This is a genomic window from Brevundimonas sp. GW456-12-10-14-LB3, from assembly GCF_059424365.1.
Genome location: NZ_JBWKZJ010000004.1, coordinates 134,443 through 148,881 on the forward strand (window position 1 = coordinate 134,443; position 14,439 = coordinate 148,881).

Annotated in this window: 12 protein-coding genes; 6 read left to right on the plus strand and 6 right to left on the minus strand. The window is 62.3% G+C overall.

The window, feature by feature from the left end; genetic code table 11:
• Nucleotides 1-115: 115 nt before the first annotated feature.
• The 6 genes from AC07XS_RS03450 to putA form a co-directional block, all read right to left on the minus strand.
• Nucleotides 116-1,006 (minus strand): hypothetical protein, encoded by an 891-nt coding sequence (locus AC07XS_RS03450; protein ID WP_182713362.1) that lies wholly within the window; start codon nucleotides 1,004-1,006, stop codon nucleotides 116-118.
• The gene (locus AC07XS_RS03455; protein ID WP_224764349.1) at nucleotides 1,006-1,671 is read right to left on the minus strand and encodes an ABC transporter ATP-binding protein; all 666 of its coding nucleotides are present in this window, start codon (nucleotides 1,669-1,671) and stop codon (nucleotides 1,006-1,008) included. Before AC07XS_RS03455 ends, AC07XS_RS03450 begins: the two co-directional genes overlap by 1 nt.
• An 8-nt stretch (nucleotides 1,672-1,679) precedes the next feature.
• Nucleotides 1,680-2,837 (minus strand): KpsE/RkpR family capsule polysaccharide export protein, encoded by a 1,158-nt coding sequence (locus AC07XS_RS03460; RefSeq protein WP_182713360.1) that lies wholly within the window; start codon nucleotides 2,835-2,837, stop codon nucleotides 1,680-1,682.
• Nucleotides 2,838-2,863: 26 nt separating this feature from the next.
• A complete protein-coding gene (locus AC07XS_RS03465) occupies nucleotides 2,864-3,643 on the minus strand; it encodes an ABC transporter permease (RefSeq protein ID WP_182713359.1) in 780 nt (259 codons plus the stop codon).
• Between the two features lie 86 nt (nucleotides 3,644-3,729).
• Nucleotides 3,730-4,524 (minus strand): class I SAM-dependent methyltransferase, encoded by a 795-nt coding sequence (locus AC07XS_RS03470; RefSeq protein ID WP_182713358.1) that lies wholly within the window; start codon nucleotides 4,522-4,524, stop codon nucleotides 3,730-3,732.
• A gap of 83 nt (nucleotides 4,525-4,607) precedes the next feature.
• Nucleotides 4,608-7,739, minus strand: a complete 3,132-nt coding sequence (gene putA, locus AC07XS_RS03475; protein ID WP_182713357.1) for a bifunctional proline dehydrogenase/L-glutamate gamma-semialdehyde dehydrogenase PutA — start codon at nucleotides 7,737-7,739, stop codon at nucleotides 4,608-4,610.
• Between the two features lie 108 nt (nucleotides 7,740-7,847).
• Here putA and AC07XS_RS03480 point away from each other — a divergent pair, with 108 nt between their 5' ends.
• From AC07XS_RS03480 to AC07XS_RS03505, 6 genes are all read left to right on the plus strand, one after another.
• Nucleotides 7,848-8,309: an Lrp/AsnC ligand binding domain-containing protein gene (locus tag AC07XS_RS03480; RefSeq protein ID WP_182713356.1), complete on the plus strand. Its 462-nt coding sequence runs from the start codon at nucleotides 7,848-7,850 to the stop codon at nucleotides 8,307-8,309.
• A 97-nt stretch (nucleotides 8,310-8,406) separates the two neighbouring features.
• Nucleotides 8,407-10,644 carry an AGE family epimerase/isomerase gene (locus tag AC07XS_RS03485; protein WP_287397814.1) on the plus strand — a complete coding sequence of 746 codons (2,238 nt, stop codon included), beginning with the start codon at nucleotides 8,407-8,409 and terminating at the stop codon, nucleotides 10,642-10,644.
• A gap of 86 nt (nucleotides 10,645-10,730) precedes the next feature.
• Nucleotides 10,731-11,816, plus strand: a complete 1,086-nt coding sequence (locus tag AC07XS_RS03490; protein WP_182713355.1) for a glycosyltransferase family 4 protein — start codon at nucleotides 10,731-10,733, stop codon at nucleotides 11,814-11,816.
• Nucleotides 11,817-11,875: 59 nt separating this feature from the next.
• Nucleotides 11,876-13,375, plus strand: coding sequence for a phosphomannomutase/phosphoglucomutase (locus tag AC07XS_RS03495; protein WP_182713354.1), 1,500 nt, complete (start codon nucleotides 11,876-11,878; stop codon nucleotides 13,373-13,375).
• Between the two features lie 53 nt (nucleotides 13,376-13,428).
• Nucleotides 13,429-13,698, plus strand: a complete 270-nt coding sequence (locus AC07XS_RS03500) for a DUF6894 family protein (protein WP_224761162.1) — start codon at nucleotides 13,429-13,431, stop codon at nucleotides 13,696-13,698.
• Complete coding sequence (locus tag AC07XS_RS03505; protein WP_182713353.1) at nucleotides 13,695-14,438, plus strand: Crp/Fnr family transcriptional regulator; 744 nt, start codon at nucleotides 13,695-13,697, stop codon at nucleotides 14,436-14,438. Before AC07XS_RS03500 ends, AC07XS_RS03505 begins: the two co-directional genes overlap by 4 nt.
• Nucleotide 14,439: the final 1 nt, after the last annotated feature.

Consider the following 14,439-nt stretch of genomic DNA (forward strand, 5'->3'; position numbering starts at 1 on the left):
GGCGAGTTCTCAAAAATCCCTAAGACACACAACGACTGCGGAGGTGAAAATAATACAGGCCGTACAGCCAAATTAATCTAGGCGCGAGACGCATCTAACCTTGCGACGTCGAGTCCTATACGCTTGATACTGTTGCCCCCAGAAAAACTAATTCGCCAGAAACGCAACCGTGGACGAGAGCAATCGTAAACTCCATGCCGTCAATCTCATCCCACTCGGCTTCGAGTTCTACCTCGTATATGCCAGGTTTTTCTGCGCTCGTTTTCAAGGTGGTCGGTTTCAACGGCGGCCCCCAGCGAAACTGCAGTTCTTGGCGGGCTCCATCGACATCGATGGAAAACCGAGCGACAATTTTCCAGCGTCCAATAGGGGCCCAAAGATACGGCCCGCGCAACAGAGCGCGAGGCGGCCCAGTCATGTCTAGAGTGACGGCGACTTCGCTAGCCTTCAAGGGCTGGCGATCATAGATGAAATGAACAGGACACCAATAAGCCTCTCGGGCCTCGCCGGTAAGGTAGGCTATAGCCGCAATAGCTCGGCGATCTCGCGGGTCGTCGCCAAATTCCTCCAACCTCGGAGGAACAACCGATAACCCTAGCAAGACAAGCGGCTCACCGTTGCGGGCGGCATCGGCCGTTGCAGTGGTTATAATAGCGTCAGTTTTCGCCCACAATAAAGCTTCAACTGCTTGGCGCGAAACTTCGATCAAGTGAATACGAGCGTGATCTTCAGGAATATCCCCCATTCCGGAGAAACGGTCTATGCCGTCCAACACAACTACACGATCAGCATTCTCTGTCGGAGCGAAATGTCGATGTTCTCGAGATAGATAGATGCGCGAATCATCTCCGAAATCAGATCGGGTTGGTATATCATCGAGCAAAACAACATCTTGTCCACTTTTCAGCGCAGCAGCTTGCAGTGTCGATATCCATCTGTCCGACTGCCGTGCAGCGCCGATCAGTATACAACGCCGCATCCAGCCTGCAGTGTCCTCTTCAGGCATCACGCAGTCCTCAGCCACTTATAGATTTCGACAGCTTCACCGATATCTTCAAATATCTTAGTTTTGCCGCTTTCGACCAGAAGCGCTCGATCACAATAGCCGGAGATCAGATCTGTATTGTGGGAGGCAAGCAGAAAGGCTCTTTCTGCACGTCGCTCAAAAAGCTCGTGCTGACATTTGCGTTGGAAGCGGGCATCGCCAACCGCGACCAGTTCATCGATAAGATAACATTCAAATTCGATCGCTAGAGATAAACCGAAGGCTAAGCGCGCCCTCATACCGGAGGAGTAGTGCTTCACGGGCTGACGCAATGAGCGGCCCAACTCCGCAAAATCATCTACCCTATCCCGCACTTCCCTAAAGGGGCGCCCATAGATGCGCGCGAGGAAGCGGATGTTGTCGAGGCCCGACAAGCTTCCTTGGAAACCACCGTGGAAGCCAATAGGCCACGACTGGCTCATATGCCAATCGACCCGCCCACCCGTCGGGGACATGACGCCGCCGAGGAGTTTGATCAAGGTGGATTTGCCCTGACCATTCCGCCCCAGGATGGCCAACCTATCTTGGCGACCTAGGGTGAAGTTCAAGTCACTGAACACGGGACTGATCGCAGTCCGGTACGTCAAGCTCAGGTTTTGGACCGACAAACCGACAGAAGAGGTCAAGTCCCTCATCAGCCCTGCCTATGTTCACGCACACCAGCCCAGATCAGCCAGCCCAATCCATAGAGGAGCATTGCGGTGGAGAATACCGCCAGCAGCGAAAGCCATCGACGGGGCTCTTGGGCGGTTTGCGGCAGGTTCGGCGACACGACGCGTTCAAGGTATGCCTGTTGCCGCCGCGCCTCCTGTTCAGCAGCCAGCAACGCTGTGGTCGCGGTAGCCACCTCGCGCGTAGCGAGTTCCCTGTTGAATGACAACTCCTCATAGACACCGACCTGAGGAGCCAAGGAAGCAGCCCCCCCGGTCACCTTAGAACGCTCTGCGTCCGCCTGTCTGCGATAAGCGGCGATGCGTGCGTCAATGGCCGGAAGTTGCGGACTTTCAGGGGTTTGAGACGCTACCTGACTGCGTTCGGCCTGGAGCTCCGCAATACGCGCGTTCAGTTGACCCACCAGTTCGGCGTTCTCGGTGACAAGAGTTTGCGGATCAACGAACGCTTGGCGGTTACGAAAGCCGGTCAACTCGGCCTGAGCGCGCGCCAGGTTATTTATAGCGTTCTCCCGCGTCAGTCGCGCTTGGCGAACAGCATCATTTACTGATCGCTCGTTCAGCCGATTGACCAGCCCTTCACCGCCATCCAGCAGTATAGTGGCGATGTTTTGAGCGTCTTTGGGACGAAACGCCTTGACTTCGAGAGTGCTGATCCCCGTCGAAGAATCGTAACCGACTACGACAAAGCGGTTCAAAGCCTTGAGCAGCCCTTCTTCGCTTGGAACCTCCCCTATTCTTGGGTAGCGCGAAAACAGGTCGGCACCTGGGCGACTCAACACGGACGACACATCTATTCGCTTCTGGAGGTCCTTCAATCCATCGGCGGAAGTCATGTACTCGTGAACTGCGAATGCGTCGCTATGCGTCTGCCCCAATCCGACACCTTGAAGCGCCAGCCCTAGAGAACTGGGCGTCTGACCGGCCGAACGAACAACAAAACGTGCCTCCGATACATACAGAGGCGACGCAATCAACAGAAAATACACCGCCGCCAAGGCCGTCGGCGCAACGACCACGAGCAAGAACGCCAATGGTATGCGTTTCCACAGGGGTGTTCTACGCTCGTAGGTCAGAGCTTCGGGCGGCGGGCCCACGTAATTGAGTTTCGGCTCAGTCATATCTTGTTCCAGGCCAGGAAGCGACGCTACTCCACATCAACCCGATCACGGGCGTCAGCAAGCAAAGTTAGGCCGATAAAATTCAGCACCCCAGCCCATATCAAAGCATAGGGCGCATGGTAATGCGTCTCGACAAAAGGTCCGAATATGCCGGCACGGACCATCTCGATGCCATGAGGTATGGGCACCAGCAGATAGAGTTCTTGGAACTGCTTCGGCAGCCAAGACACCATGAAGAATGCTCCGGACAGCGGGATTAGGAGATATGTGACCAAGGGCACAATCCTCTCCATCACGTCCCACCTGATCGCCAAAGCCGCCATCACGGTGGCGAGGCCGACACTGTTGAGTGTGAGCACTACCCACCCGGCATATAGCAAGAGAACGTTCTGCGGGGGAGAAACCTGGCCAAGGCACACCAGCACAAAGTAAACGACAATAAAGGCGGCGGTAGAACCAAGAAACTCCAAAAAATTACGCGCTATAAAAAGATGTATTACTGCTATTTGCTTGTGAAAAAGAAGTCCTACGTTTCCTTGAACTGCACCCTGAGAGTACGAAATCTGATGCCGCAGCAAGAGCAGGCACATATACCCAGTCATCACGAATGGGGCAATGCGAATGCCGTGCTCGTATTCTGGCTTGATGATCGACCACATCACAATCACGCCCATGCAGAACAGCAAAGGTTCGCCAATAAGCCACAGGAAGCCGAACCCCTCCCGCCCAAAGCGGGTCACGATTTCGCGCATCATCAATGCGCCAATGATCCGGCCTTGACGGCGTGTGAAACTGGAAACGCTCATGACCCTGCGCTGATGCGACGACGTGGACTACGCCGCGGGGCGCACCATAGGCTTGCGATTGGAGAGAGCAAGAGCCTCGACGAGGGTCAGAAATCTCGCCTGTCAGCGAGCACGGCAACCGTCTGGCCGTCCCCCTGATGCGGCAGGCCGAGATCGTAGCTGATCACGTCCATCTGGAGATGGCGCGCCCAGGATTCGATTTGGGAGCGTTCGGTAATCATATTGAGTTGATCGTCCCGAACCCCCGCCTCAGCACGATCCACCATTCCTTGGAAGATAGGCCAGTTAAAATCGCTTTCCAAAAAGGAAAAAACAATCCGCCCACCAGGCTTCAAGGATCGACGCGCTTCTTTGAGATAAATGAAACTCTCTTGGTGAAGCAAGTGAGTTATGACGCTAAAAATCGCCACCATATCAACCGACGAATCCTCGACCGGGAGCTTCAAGGTTTGATTGAGAATAAAACGAAAATGATCTGGTGACTGCCGTTCCGCATAATCCAACAGCTCTTGCACGATATCAATGCCCAAATACTGAATATTTGGGCACCTTATTCCAAGGTGCTTGGCGAGACGCCCGCTACCGCAGCCAAGGTCGATGATGGACATGCCATCCTTCAGGCCGCACCGTTCCATCACCTCAACCAGGAGCGAACCGGTCACATCATAGGAGCCTCCAACGGCATAGGACATCGCCTCATCCAGCGGATGCTTCTGAATGAGGTCGCGAACATAGGCCGTATAATCTGAAACGAAGTGAGGCTGCTGCTCACGCAAAGCCAACTCGGCCTTCAGCCGATTAACTTCCGCTATTAAGTCCGCATGTTCTTTATTTTTCAAACCGGCCGAGGCTCTGGCTTTCTTTTTGGAAAATCCGAACATTCCAAATCCTTTTGGCGTAAGCAGCTTCAGCCCATAACAAGCTCAACCGAACGGTTAAAGGTGAAAAGCACCGGAACCCGCCCCTACAAATTCAACAGCGCCGGATCGCCCCCCTGGGCGGCGATGTTCACGCTGATCGCCTTTTCCGCCGCATAGCGGATCAGGCTGTTCGGTCCGCCGGCCTTGGGGCCCGTTCCGGACAGCCCCTCGCCGCCGAAGGGCTGGACGCCGACGACGGCGCCGGTGATGGAGCGGTTGACGTAGACGTTGCCGGCGGGGACCAGGGCCGTCACCTCGGCGGCGAAGGCTTCGATACGGCTGTGGACGCCCAGGGTCAGGCCATAGCCGCGCGCGGCTAGGCGCGAGGCGACCGATTGCAGCTCGGACGGCTCGTAGCGGTAGATGTGCAGGATGGGCCCGAACACCTCGCGCTCCAGGAAGTCAGGCGTGGGGATTTCGGCGATGGTGGGGGCGAAGAGATCGCCCTTTTCCGAACCCAGCGGCAGGGCGGCGCGGGCGATCACCTTGGCTTCGCGGGCCAGACGTTCGACGTGGGCCTCCAGGGCGCGGCGCGATTCGGAGTCGATGACGGGGCCGATGTCGGTCTTGGGATCGGCGGGGTCGCCGACGGTCTGGACCGCCAAGGCGCCCTTCAGCCCCTCGATCAGGGCGTCGGCCGACTCCTTGGGCGCATAGAGGATGCGCAGGGCCGAGCAACGCTGGCCGGCCGAGCCGAAGGCGGACTGGATCACGTCGTCGATCACCTGCTCCTTTAGGGCCGTGGTGTCGATGAACATGCCGTTCAGTCCGCCGGTCTCGGCGATGAAGGGAATGATGGCGCCGGGGCGGGCGGCGATCGACCGGTTGATGGCGCCGGCCGTGTCGGTGCCGCCGGTGAAGGCGACGCCGTCGACGCCCGGATGGGCGACCAGGGCCGCGCCGACCGTCTCGCCGCGTCCGGGAACCAGGGCCAGAAGATCGGGGTTCAGGCCGGCCTTGTGATACAGGCGCACCGCCTCCGCCGCGATCAGGGGCGTCTGTTCGGCCGGCTTGGCTAGGACGGCGTTGCCGGCGGCCAGGGCGGCGGCGATCTGGCCGGTGAAGATGGCCAGGGGGAAGTTCCACGGGCTGATACAGGCGAAGACGCCGCGCCCGTGCAGGATCAGCTGGTTGGTCTCGCCGGTCGGTCCCTTCAGGGTCTGGGGCGCGGCGAAGTCGCGCTCGGCCAGCAGGGCGTAGTATCGGCAGAAGTCGGCGGCCTCACGCACCTCGGCGACGCCGTCGTTCAGGGTCTTGCCGGCTTCGCGGCTGAGCAGGGCGACCAATCGGTCCAGATCGGCCTCCAAGGCGTCGGCCATGGCGCGCAGCGTCAAGGCACGCTGGGCTCCGCCCTGGCGGTCCCAAGCGATCTGTGCGCGGGCGGCCGCCTCGACTGCGGCGTCGATGTCGGCGGCCGTCGCTTCAGAAACATGACCCAGAACCTGCGACCGGTCGAACGGATTGGTCACGGCCTGGGCGTCGATCCCGGCCCGCAGCTTGCCGCCGATGATGGGGCCTGAGGTCAGCTTCTCGCGATCGACCGTCTCCAACGCCTTGGCATGGGCTTCGCGGTCTGCGGCCTGGGAAAAGTCGCGGCCGAGGGAGTTCTGACGATCGCCGTACATGTCTTTGGGAACCGGAATCTTGGGGTGGCGGTCGGGCGCCTGCTCGACCAGGGAGATGGGATCGGCCGCGACGGCCGAGGCGGGCACCCGCTCGTCGAGCAGGGCGTGGACGAAGGAGGAGTTGGCGCCGTTTTCCAGCAGGCGCCGCACCAGATAGGGTAGAAGCTCCTCATGTCCGCCGACCGGAGCATAGGCGCGAACGATGACGGTCTCGTCCTTCCACGCCTCCTGCGCCGCGTCGTAAAGAGCCTCGCCCATGCCGTGCAGCCGTTGATGCTCGACGGCGACGCCGCGATCCCGCGCCATGCGGCGGACGGCGGCTAGGGTATGGGCGTTGTGGCTGGCGAACTGGGAATAGAGGGCCGGCGCCGCCTCGATCATGGCCCGGGCGCAGACCAGATAGTTCAGATCGGTCGCCGCCTTGGTGGTGAAGACCGGATAGTCGGTGCGGCCGAAGACCTGGGCCCGCTTGATCTCCGTGTCCCAATAGGCGCCCTTGACGAGGCGCACCATCAGCCGGCGACCAGAGCGGCGGGCCAGGTCGGCGACCCGCTCAATCGTCTCCAGCCCGCGCTTCTGATAGGCCTGAACCGCCAGGCCCAGCCCCGTCCAGCCGCCGAGCGACGGCTCGTGCGCCAGCCGATCGAGCAGTTTCAGCGACAGGGCCAGACGGTCCGCCTCCTCGGCGTCCATGGTGAAGTTGATGTCGTACTTCGCCGCGATCTGTGCCAGGTGGAGAATGCGGGGGTAGAGGCTCGTCCAGACCTCGTCCTCATGCGTGGCCTCGTAGCGGGGCGAGAGGGCCGACAATTTGACCGACACGCCATGGCCGTGCTCCGGCCCCTGGCCCTTGGCCGTCCTGCCCACCGCCTCGATGGCGTCGGCGTAGATGCGTTCATAGCGGTCGGCGTCGGCCAGGGTCCGGGCGCCTTCGCCCAGCATGTCGAAGCTGCACAGCCAGCCTTCCCTGTTCGAGCGTTTCAGCGCCGCCTGGATGGTGCGGCCGACGACGAACTGCTCGCCCATGATCTTGACGGCGGTGGCCACCGCCTGACGGATCACCGGCTCGCCCAGACGACCGGCGATCCGCTTCAGGAAGCCCGGCAGGTCGCTGCGCGCCTCGTCGTCCACATCCACCAGCTTGCCCGTCAGCATCAGCCCCCAGGTGGAGGCGTTGACGAAGAGGCTGTCCGACTGGCCCAGGTGCGAGGCCCAGTCGGCCGAACCGATCTTTTCGGCGATCAGCCGATCGCGCGTCTCCTCGTCCGGCACGCGCAGCAAGGCCTCGGCCAGACACATCAGGGCCAGGCCTTCGCGGGTGCCCAGGCTGAATTGCTGCAGGAAGCTTTCGACCACCCCCTGCTTCTTCTGGCTGCGGCGGGCCTGTTCGACCAAGGCCACGGCTTCGGCGACAACCGCGGCGCGTTCGGCGGCGTCCAGCGGAACGCGGGCCAGATTGTCGGCGACCACTGCCTTTTCATCGCGGAACTTGTGATGGTCCAGCTCGTCCCAGAGGGCCAGGGACGAGGGTGAGAAGGCGGGCGGGGTCATCGGCGACAAATCCTGTGGATTTTAGCCGTATATGCCGGAGTTCGTTGAAGGTGCTTCGTATGATATACGCCAAAGCCGAAGATCGTTCGTGAAAGGGCGTGATTTCCGATGACGGATTTGGATCCGGTAGACCGACGCATCCTGCGTGTGCTGCAGGCCGACGGTCGCATCTCCAACGCCGAACTGGCGCGCCGATGCCACCTCTCGCCCGCCGCCTGTTTCGAGCGGGTCAAGCGGTTGCGCGACCGGCAGGTCATCACCGGCTACGCCGCCATGGTCGATCCCGCCCAGGTCGGCCGCGACCTCTTGATCTTCGTCGAGGTCCTGTTGGACCGAACCACCGGCGACGTCTTCGAAGCCTTCGCCGCTGCGGTGCGCACACAGCCCGAGGTGCTGGAATGCCATATGGTCGCCGGCGGCTTCGACTATCTGATCAAGGCCCGCGTCGGCGACATGGACGCCTATCGCGCCTTTCTGGGAGACGTGCTGGTGCGCATGCCGGGGGTCCGCGAAACCCGGACCTATGCGGTGCTGGAAGAGGTGAAGTCGACAACCGTACTGCCGATTTGATCGGATCGGTGCAGCTTCTGGTCTCGCCGCCGTCGCCCCTTGGTTACGGCATGGGATGACGCGCGCTCCCAATTCGCCTAAGCCTGAAGCCCAAACAATGAGGGTCAACGCCGCGCCGATGCCGGTCATCTTTCCTGTCATCATGTGCGGCGGCTCGGGCACGCGGCTTTGGCCTGCGTCCCGCCCCTCTCGGCCTAAGCAGTTCATTCCGCTAGCCGGCAATCGGTCCCTGTTTCAGGATACGGTTGAGCGTGTCGCCGACCTTGCAGGGGAGCACGGTCGATTGATCATCATAGGCGGCGTGGCGCACCGGCAAGCGATCTGCGACCAACTGAAGGAGTTGGAGCGGGACGCCGTCGTCCTACTTGAACCAACAGCGCGGGATTCGGCGGCCGCCATGGCCGCAGCGGCGATCTGGACCGAACGGCAGAACCCGGACGCCGTGAATCTGTTCGTCGCGTCCGACCACCACATTCCGGATGGCGCGGCGTTCCGCAAGGCCGTGGCATCGGCCAGCGACGCCGCCTTGGCAGGCCGAATCGTGACGTTCGGCGTCATACCCTCCGGCCCGTCGTCGGCCTATGGCTACATAGCGCCGCGCGGCGAAGGCTTAGCCGAGGTTCGGGCGTTCGTCGAAAAGCCGGACCTGGCCACGGCCGAACGCTACATCGCCGACGGTTATCTGTGGAACAGCGGCAACTTCGTCGTGCGCGCCGACATACTGAAGGCCGAGCTAGGTCAAGTCACCGCAGGTCTGGTCGAGGCGGTGACGGACTCCATGGAGGCCGCCGTCGTCGATGGCGGCGTGATCCTGTTGGGGCGCCGCTTCAGCGATGCGCCTCGCATATCAATCGACTATGCTGTGCTGGAGAAGACGGAGCGGGCCTCAGTGCTTCCTGTCGCTTTCGACTGGTCCGATCTGGGCGCGTGGGACGCCGTCCAGAAGTCCGGTGAGGGCGACGTCGGTCTGCACATCTTGGAAGATGCGGAAAACTGTCTGGTGCGAGCCTGCGACGGCGTGATGGTCGCCGCTGTGGGGGTATCCAATCTCGCCATCGTGGTGGAGCAGGACGCCGTTCTGGTCGCAGATTTGGCGAAGAGCCAGGACGTGCGGAAAATCGTCAAACGGCTACAGAGCCTGTCGCCGCGTCATCTGGATTTCCCGCAGCCCGTGCAGGAAACACTGGATGAAGGCGCTGTACGGTTTGCGGCCTGGATGCGCCAGTCGGCCCTGCCGACCTGGTGCACCCTGGGACAGAACGCCCAGGGCGGCTTTGAAGAATTACTGACCCAGGACGGTCGCAGACTTCATGCGTCTCGCCGCGCCGTCGTCCAAGCGCGCCAGATTCAAGTTTACGCCCAGGCCGGACACCTTGGATGGCCCGGCCCTTGGCGCCCAGCGGTCGCGGCCGGTTTGGACTGGATGAATCAGCGCTTGATGACGGGCGGCGGACGTCTGCGGACACGCATAACCACAGGCGGCGCGCCTGAAGACGATACGACCACCCTTTACGACCAAGCCTTCCTTCTGTTCGCCCTTGCCTCCGTCTCGCGTTTGGATCCTGAAGCTGCACATCAGTTCCAGGCCGCCAACCTGCGGGATCAGTTGATGACTGCGATGGACAAGGGCGGCGGTTTGGTGGAGGCTGGGGCGCATCCATATCAGGCCAATGCGCATATGCATCTGCTTGAGGCCGCCCTGGCTTGGGAGGAGGCTGAGGGCGACCCATCTTGGGCGGAATTAGCGGATCGGATCGTCGCCCTGGCACGCAGCCGCTTCATCGACCCCAAGACAGGAATGCTCAGAGAGTTCTTTTCGCCCGACTGGTCCCCGGCCGAGGGGCCGGATGGGACGCTTGTGGAACCTGGGCATCAGTTCGAATGGGCATGGCTTCTCGCTCATCATGCGAAGCGTCGTGCCGACGCCGAGGGGGTGGAGGTCGCCTGGAATCTTTTCGAAGCCGGGTTAAAAGGGGTCGATCGAGGGCGGGGCGTGGCGATCGACGCAATGAATTTGGACGGCTCGATCCGCAGCGCCCGCGCGCGTTTGTGGCCCCAGACGGAATGGTTGAAGGCGGCGCTGCTTCTGGCGTCTCTGACCGACGACGGACGGCGCGATCTTTGCCTGATGCAGGCCGCGAGAGCGCAAAGAGCCTTGTGGCGATACCTCATCCCTGTCGGTCTCTGGCGAGACCAGATGCTGGAAAGCGGGGACTTTATTGACGAGCCGGCGCCCGCCAGTTCCTTTTACCATATCATGGCGGCTTTCGTTCAGACGAGGGCCACCCTCGGCGCGCTTCGGCCCGACATCAGCTGGGCTCTGGAGCTGGCATGAGGTTCCTCCATATCCATCTCGCCATCGTCATTCGAAGCGTCTAGAAGTTCCGCTCTTACTCAACGGCTCAGGGTCCGCCCGCCTCCATGCGCATCGTTCTGGCCACCGACGCCTGGGAACCTCAGGTCAATGGCGTCGTCCGCACCCTGACCCGCACGGTCGCGGAATGCCGCGACATGGGCCATGAGGTGGAGGTCATCGAGCCCAGCCTGTTCAAGACCATCCCCTGCCCCACCTATCCGGAGATTCGGCTGGCGCTCGGGGCCGAGGAAGAAATCCGCGAAATGCTGCGGGCCTTCGAGCCGGAGGCCGTCCACATCGCCACCGAGGGGCCGATCGGCATCGCCACCCGCCGCATATGCGTGGAATGGAAACTGCCCTTCACCACCAGCTATCACACCAAATTCCCGGAATATGTGTCGGCGCGTTTCCCGATTCCGGTCCAGGTCGGCTACGCCTATATGAAGTGGTTCCACAAGCCGTCCGGCCGGCTGATGGTGGCGACCCCGACCCTGCGGGACGAACTGGTCGAACACGGCTTCAAGAACGTCTCCCCCTGGTCGCGCGGCGTGGACACCGAGGTGTTCCGGCCCGATCTCGAGCCCATCTATGACCAGATGGGCGCCAAGGACTGGCCCCGTCCCTTCTTTCTGAACGTCGGCCGGGTCGCGGTGGAGAAAAATATCGAGGCCTTCCTGGAGCTGGATCTGCCCGGCACCAAGATCATCGTCGGCGACGGCCCCGCGCGCGCGGAACTTCAGGAAAAATACCCCGAGGCCAAATTCCTGGGCGCGCGCTTCGGCGGCGAACTGGCTCGGTGCTTCCGGGACGCCGACGTCTTCGTCTTCCCCAGCTGGACCGACACCTTCGGCCTGGTGATCCTGGAGGCCATGGCGGCGGGCACGCCGGTGGCCGCCTATCCCGCCCACGGACCGATCGACATCATCCCGGGATCCGGCGCCGGGGTGATAGACGACGATCTGAAGACCGCCTGCCTGAAATGCCTCGATCTGGATCGGGGGACGGTCCGGGCCTATGCGGAAAAGTTCAGCTGGCGGGCGTCGGCCGAGCAGTTCGTGGAGAATCTGCAGCCCTATCCCGAGCCTGAACGGGGCCGCTTCTGGCGGCGCCTGCGTCGCATCGCCCGCATCCGCAAACGCGCGGCCGCCTAGCGCCGTCGCCGCTGCCGGTTCCTCTCCCGCCCACCGCCGACCGCCTTCAAGGACCCACCATGCTCAAGCCCCGCCAGGACCTGAAGCCGAACACGGCCGCCTATGAGACAGAGCCCCTGGTCAAGCCGACGGGGTTTCGCGAATATGACGCGCGCTGGATCTTGGAAAAAGAAATCAACCTCCTGGGCGTTCAGGCCCTGGGGCTGGGGCTGGCGACCTATGTCCATGAGATCGGCGTGGCGCCGAAGATCGTCGTCGGCCACGACTTTCGCGGCTACAGCCTCAGCGTCAAACAGGCTCTGATCCTGGGCCTTCTGGAAGGCGGGATGGAGGTGCTGGACGTCGGCCTGGCCCTGTCGCCCATGGCCTATTTCGGTCAGTTCGAACTGGACGCGCCCTGCGTGGCCATGGTCACCGCCAGCCACAACGAGAACGGCTGGACCGGGGTCAAGATGGGGGCGAACAAGCCTCTGACCTTCGGCCCCGAGGAGATGGGCCGGCTGAAGGAGATCGTGCTGAACGGCGAGGGCGTGGCCCGGTCTCACGGCAGACTGGTCCGGGTCGAGGACTTCCGGGAGACCTATGTCGCCGACGTGGCCTCCAAGGTTCAGATCAAGCGGCCGCTGAAGGTGGTGTGCGCCTGCGGCAACGGCACGGCCGGCGCCTTCGCGCCCGACGCCCTGCGCCGGATGGGCGTCGAGGTGATCGAGATGGACACAGACCTCGACTACACCTTCCCCAAATACAATCCGAACCCGGAAGACCACGCCATGCTGGTGCAGATGGCTGAGCGGGTGAAGGAGACCGGCGCCGACCTGGCCCTGGGCTTCGACGGCGACGGGGATCGCTGCGGCGTGGTCGATGACACGGGCGAGGAGATCTTCGCCGACAAGATCGGCCTGATGCTGGCGCGCGACCTGTCCAAGGTCCACCCGAACAGCACCTTCGTCGTCGATGTGAAGTCGACCGGCCTCTACAAGACCGACGAGATCCTCAAGGCCAACGGCGCCGAGGTGGTCTATTGGAAGACCGGCCATTCCTACATCAAGCGCAAGACGGCCGAACTGGGCGCCCTGGCCGGGTTCGAGAAGTCAGGCCACTTCTTCATGGCCGGCGACCTGGGCTACGGCTATGACGACGGCCTGGTGGCGGCAGGCGCAGTCCTGGCCATGCTGGACCGCAATCCCGGCAAGAAGCTCAGCGAGCTGAAGGCCGCCCTGCCCGACGCCTGGACCAGCCTGACCATGTCGCCCCATTGCGACGACGAGCTGAAGTACGGGGTGCTGGAGCGGATCGTGAAGGAATACGCCGATCTGGCTGCAGCGGGCGGCGAGATCCTGGGGCGCAAGATCGTCGAGGCCATCACCGTCAACGGGGTGCGGGTGCACCTGGAGGACGGCTCCTGGGTCCTGGTCCGCGCCTCGTCCAACAAGCCGGAGCTGGTCGTGGTGGTCGAGAGCATGCGCTCAGAAGACGACATGCGCGACCTGTTCCGCAAGGAGATCAAGCCGCGCCTGGCCGCCTATTCCGAGATCGGCGCCTTTAATCAGGAAATCTAAAAAGGCTGAACCAATCCGGCCGATCGTCGCTTCTTGCAGGTCTGCTGCTGGAGGTGGGGTTGCCGCGCTATTTCTTTCATACCCAGAACGGGGACCGCATTCGCGACGACCAGGGCGAGGACCTGCCGAACGTCGACGCCGCACGAGAGGAGGCGGTCACGATCCTGGGGGAAATTCTGCGCTATCGCAGCGCCGGATTTTGGGACACGGGCGTCTTCAGCGTCATCGTCACCGATGCAGAGGGCGTGACGGTGGTCAGCGTTACGGCCAAGGCGTCCCAAGAGGCCCCCCAGGGTTGGGCCTTGGCGGACGCCGACGAATGAACGCCGTCCCAACCGATCCGACCATAAGAACCCTGGTCGATAAGCTGGCGCTTCGCGACCGGCTGTCGCCCGAGGAGATCGCCGCCCTGGACAAGGTGCTCGGTCCGCCGAGGGAGGTCCGCAGCGGGGCGGACTTCGTCCAGCGCCACGGCCATCCGACCCACAGCACCCTTCTGATCAGCGGCTTCGCAGCGCGCCATGTGTCCCTCGCCGACGGCGGCCGGCAGATCACCGAGATCAATGTCGATGGCGACTTCGTCGATCTGCACAGCCTGCTGATGAAGCAGATGGATCACGGCGTGCAGGCCCTGACGGACTGCGTCATCGCCCAGGCGCCGCACGCGGAACTTATCGCCCTTACGGAAAATCACCCGCATCTGGCCCGACTGCTGTGGCTGGACACCTTGATCGACGCGGCGATCCACCGGCAGTGGCTGGCCGTCATCGGCCGCCGCAGCGGCCTCGGCGGCCTGGCCCATCTGTTGTGCGAACTCTATTTGCGCCTTGAGGTCGTGGGACAGGCGGAAGACCGAAGCTTCAGGCTTCCACTGACGCAATCCGTACTAGGCGATATGCTGGGCCTGTCGACGGTCCATATCAATCGTCTGGTCGCCGAGTTGCGCGCCCAGGGCCTGGTCAACTGGACCGGCGGCCAAGTCGAAATCCTGGATTGGCCGCGGCTGGCCGCGATCGCGGAATTCGATCCCGCCTATCTGCGTCTGCAGCGAGAACCGGTGTGAC

Bases quoted from the DNA above. Each gene is read 5' to 3' on its own strand.
- AC07XS_RS03465 (WP_182713359.1), bottom strand. From the start codon at position 3,643: ATGAGCGTTTCCAGTTTCACACGCCGTCAAGGCCGGATCATTGGCGCA.
- AC07XS_RS03480 (WP_182713356.1), top strand. From the start codon at position 7,848: ATGACGGATTTGGATCCGGTAGACCGACGCATCCTGCGTGTGCTGCAG.
- AC07XS_RS03470 (WP_182713358.1), bottom strand. From the start codon at position 4,524: ATGTTCGGATTTTCCAAAAAGAAAGCCAGAGCCTCGGCCGGTTTGAAA.
- AC07XS_RS03485 (WP_287397814.1), top strand. From the start codon at position 8,407: ATGAGGGTCAACGCCGCGCCGATGCCGGTCATCTTTCCTGTCATCATG.
- AC07XS_RS03460 (WP_182713360.1), bottom strand. From the start codon at position 2,837: ATGACTGAGCCGAAACTCAATTACGTGGGCCCGCCGCCCGAAGCTCTG.
- AC07XS_RS03450 (WP_182713362.1), bottom strand. From the start codon at position 1,006: ATGCCTGAAGAGGACACTGCAGGCTGGATGCGGCGTTGTATACTGATC.
- putA (WP_182713357.1), bottom strand. From the start codon at position 7,739: ATGACCCCGCCCGCCTTCTCACCCTCGTCCCTGGCCCTCTGGGACGAG.
- AC07XS_RS03505 (WP_182713353.1), top strand. From the start codon at position 13,695: ATGAACGCCGTCCCAACCGATCCGACCATAAGAACCCTGGTCGATAAG.
- AC07XS_RS03495 (WP_182713354.1), top strand. From the start codon at position 11,876: ATGCTCAAGCCCCGCCAGGACCTGAAGCCGAACACGGCCGCCTATGAG.
- AC07XS_RS03490 (WP_182713355.1), top strand. From the start codon at position 10,731: ATGCGCATCGTTCTGGCCACCGACGCCTGGGAACCTCAGGTCAATGGC.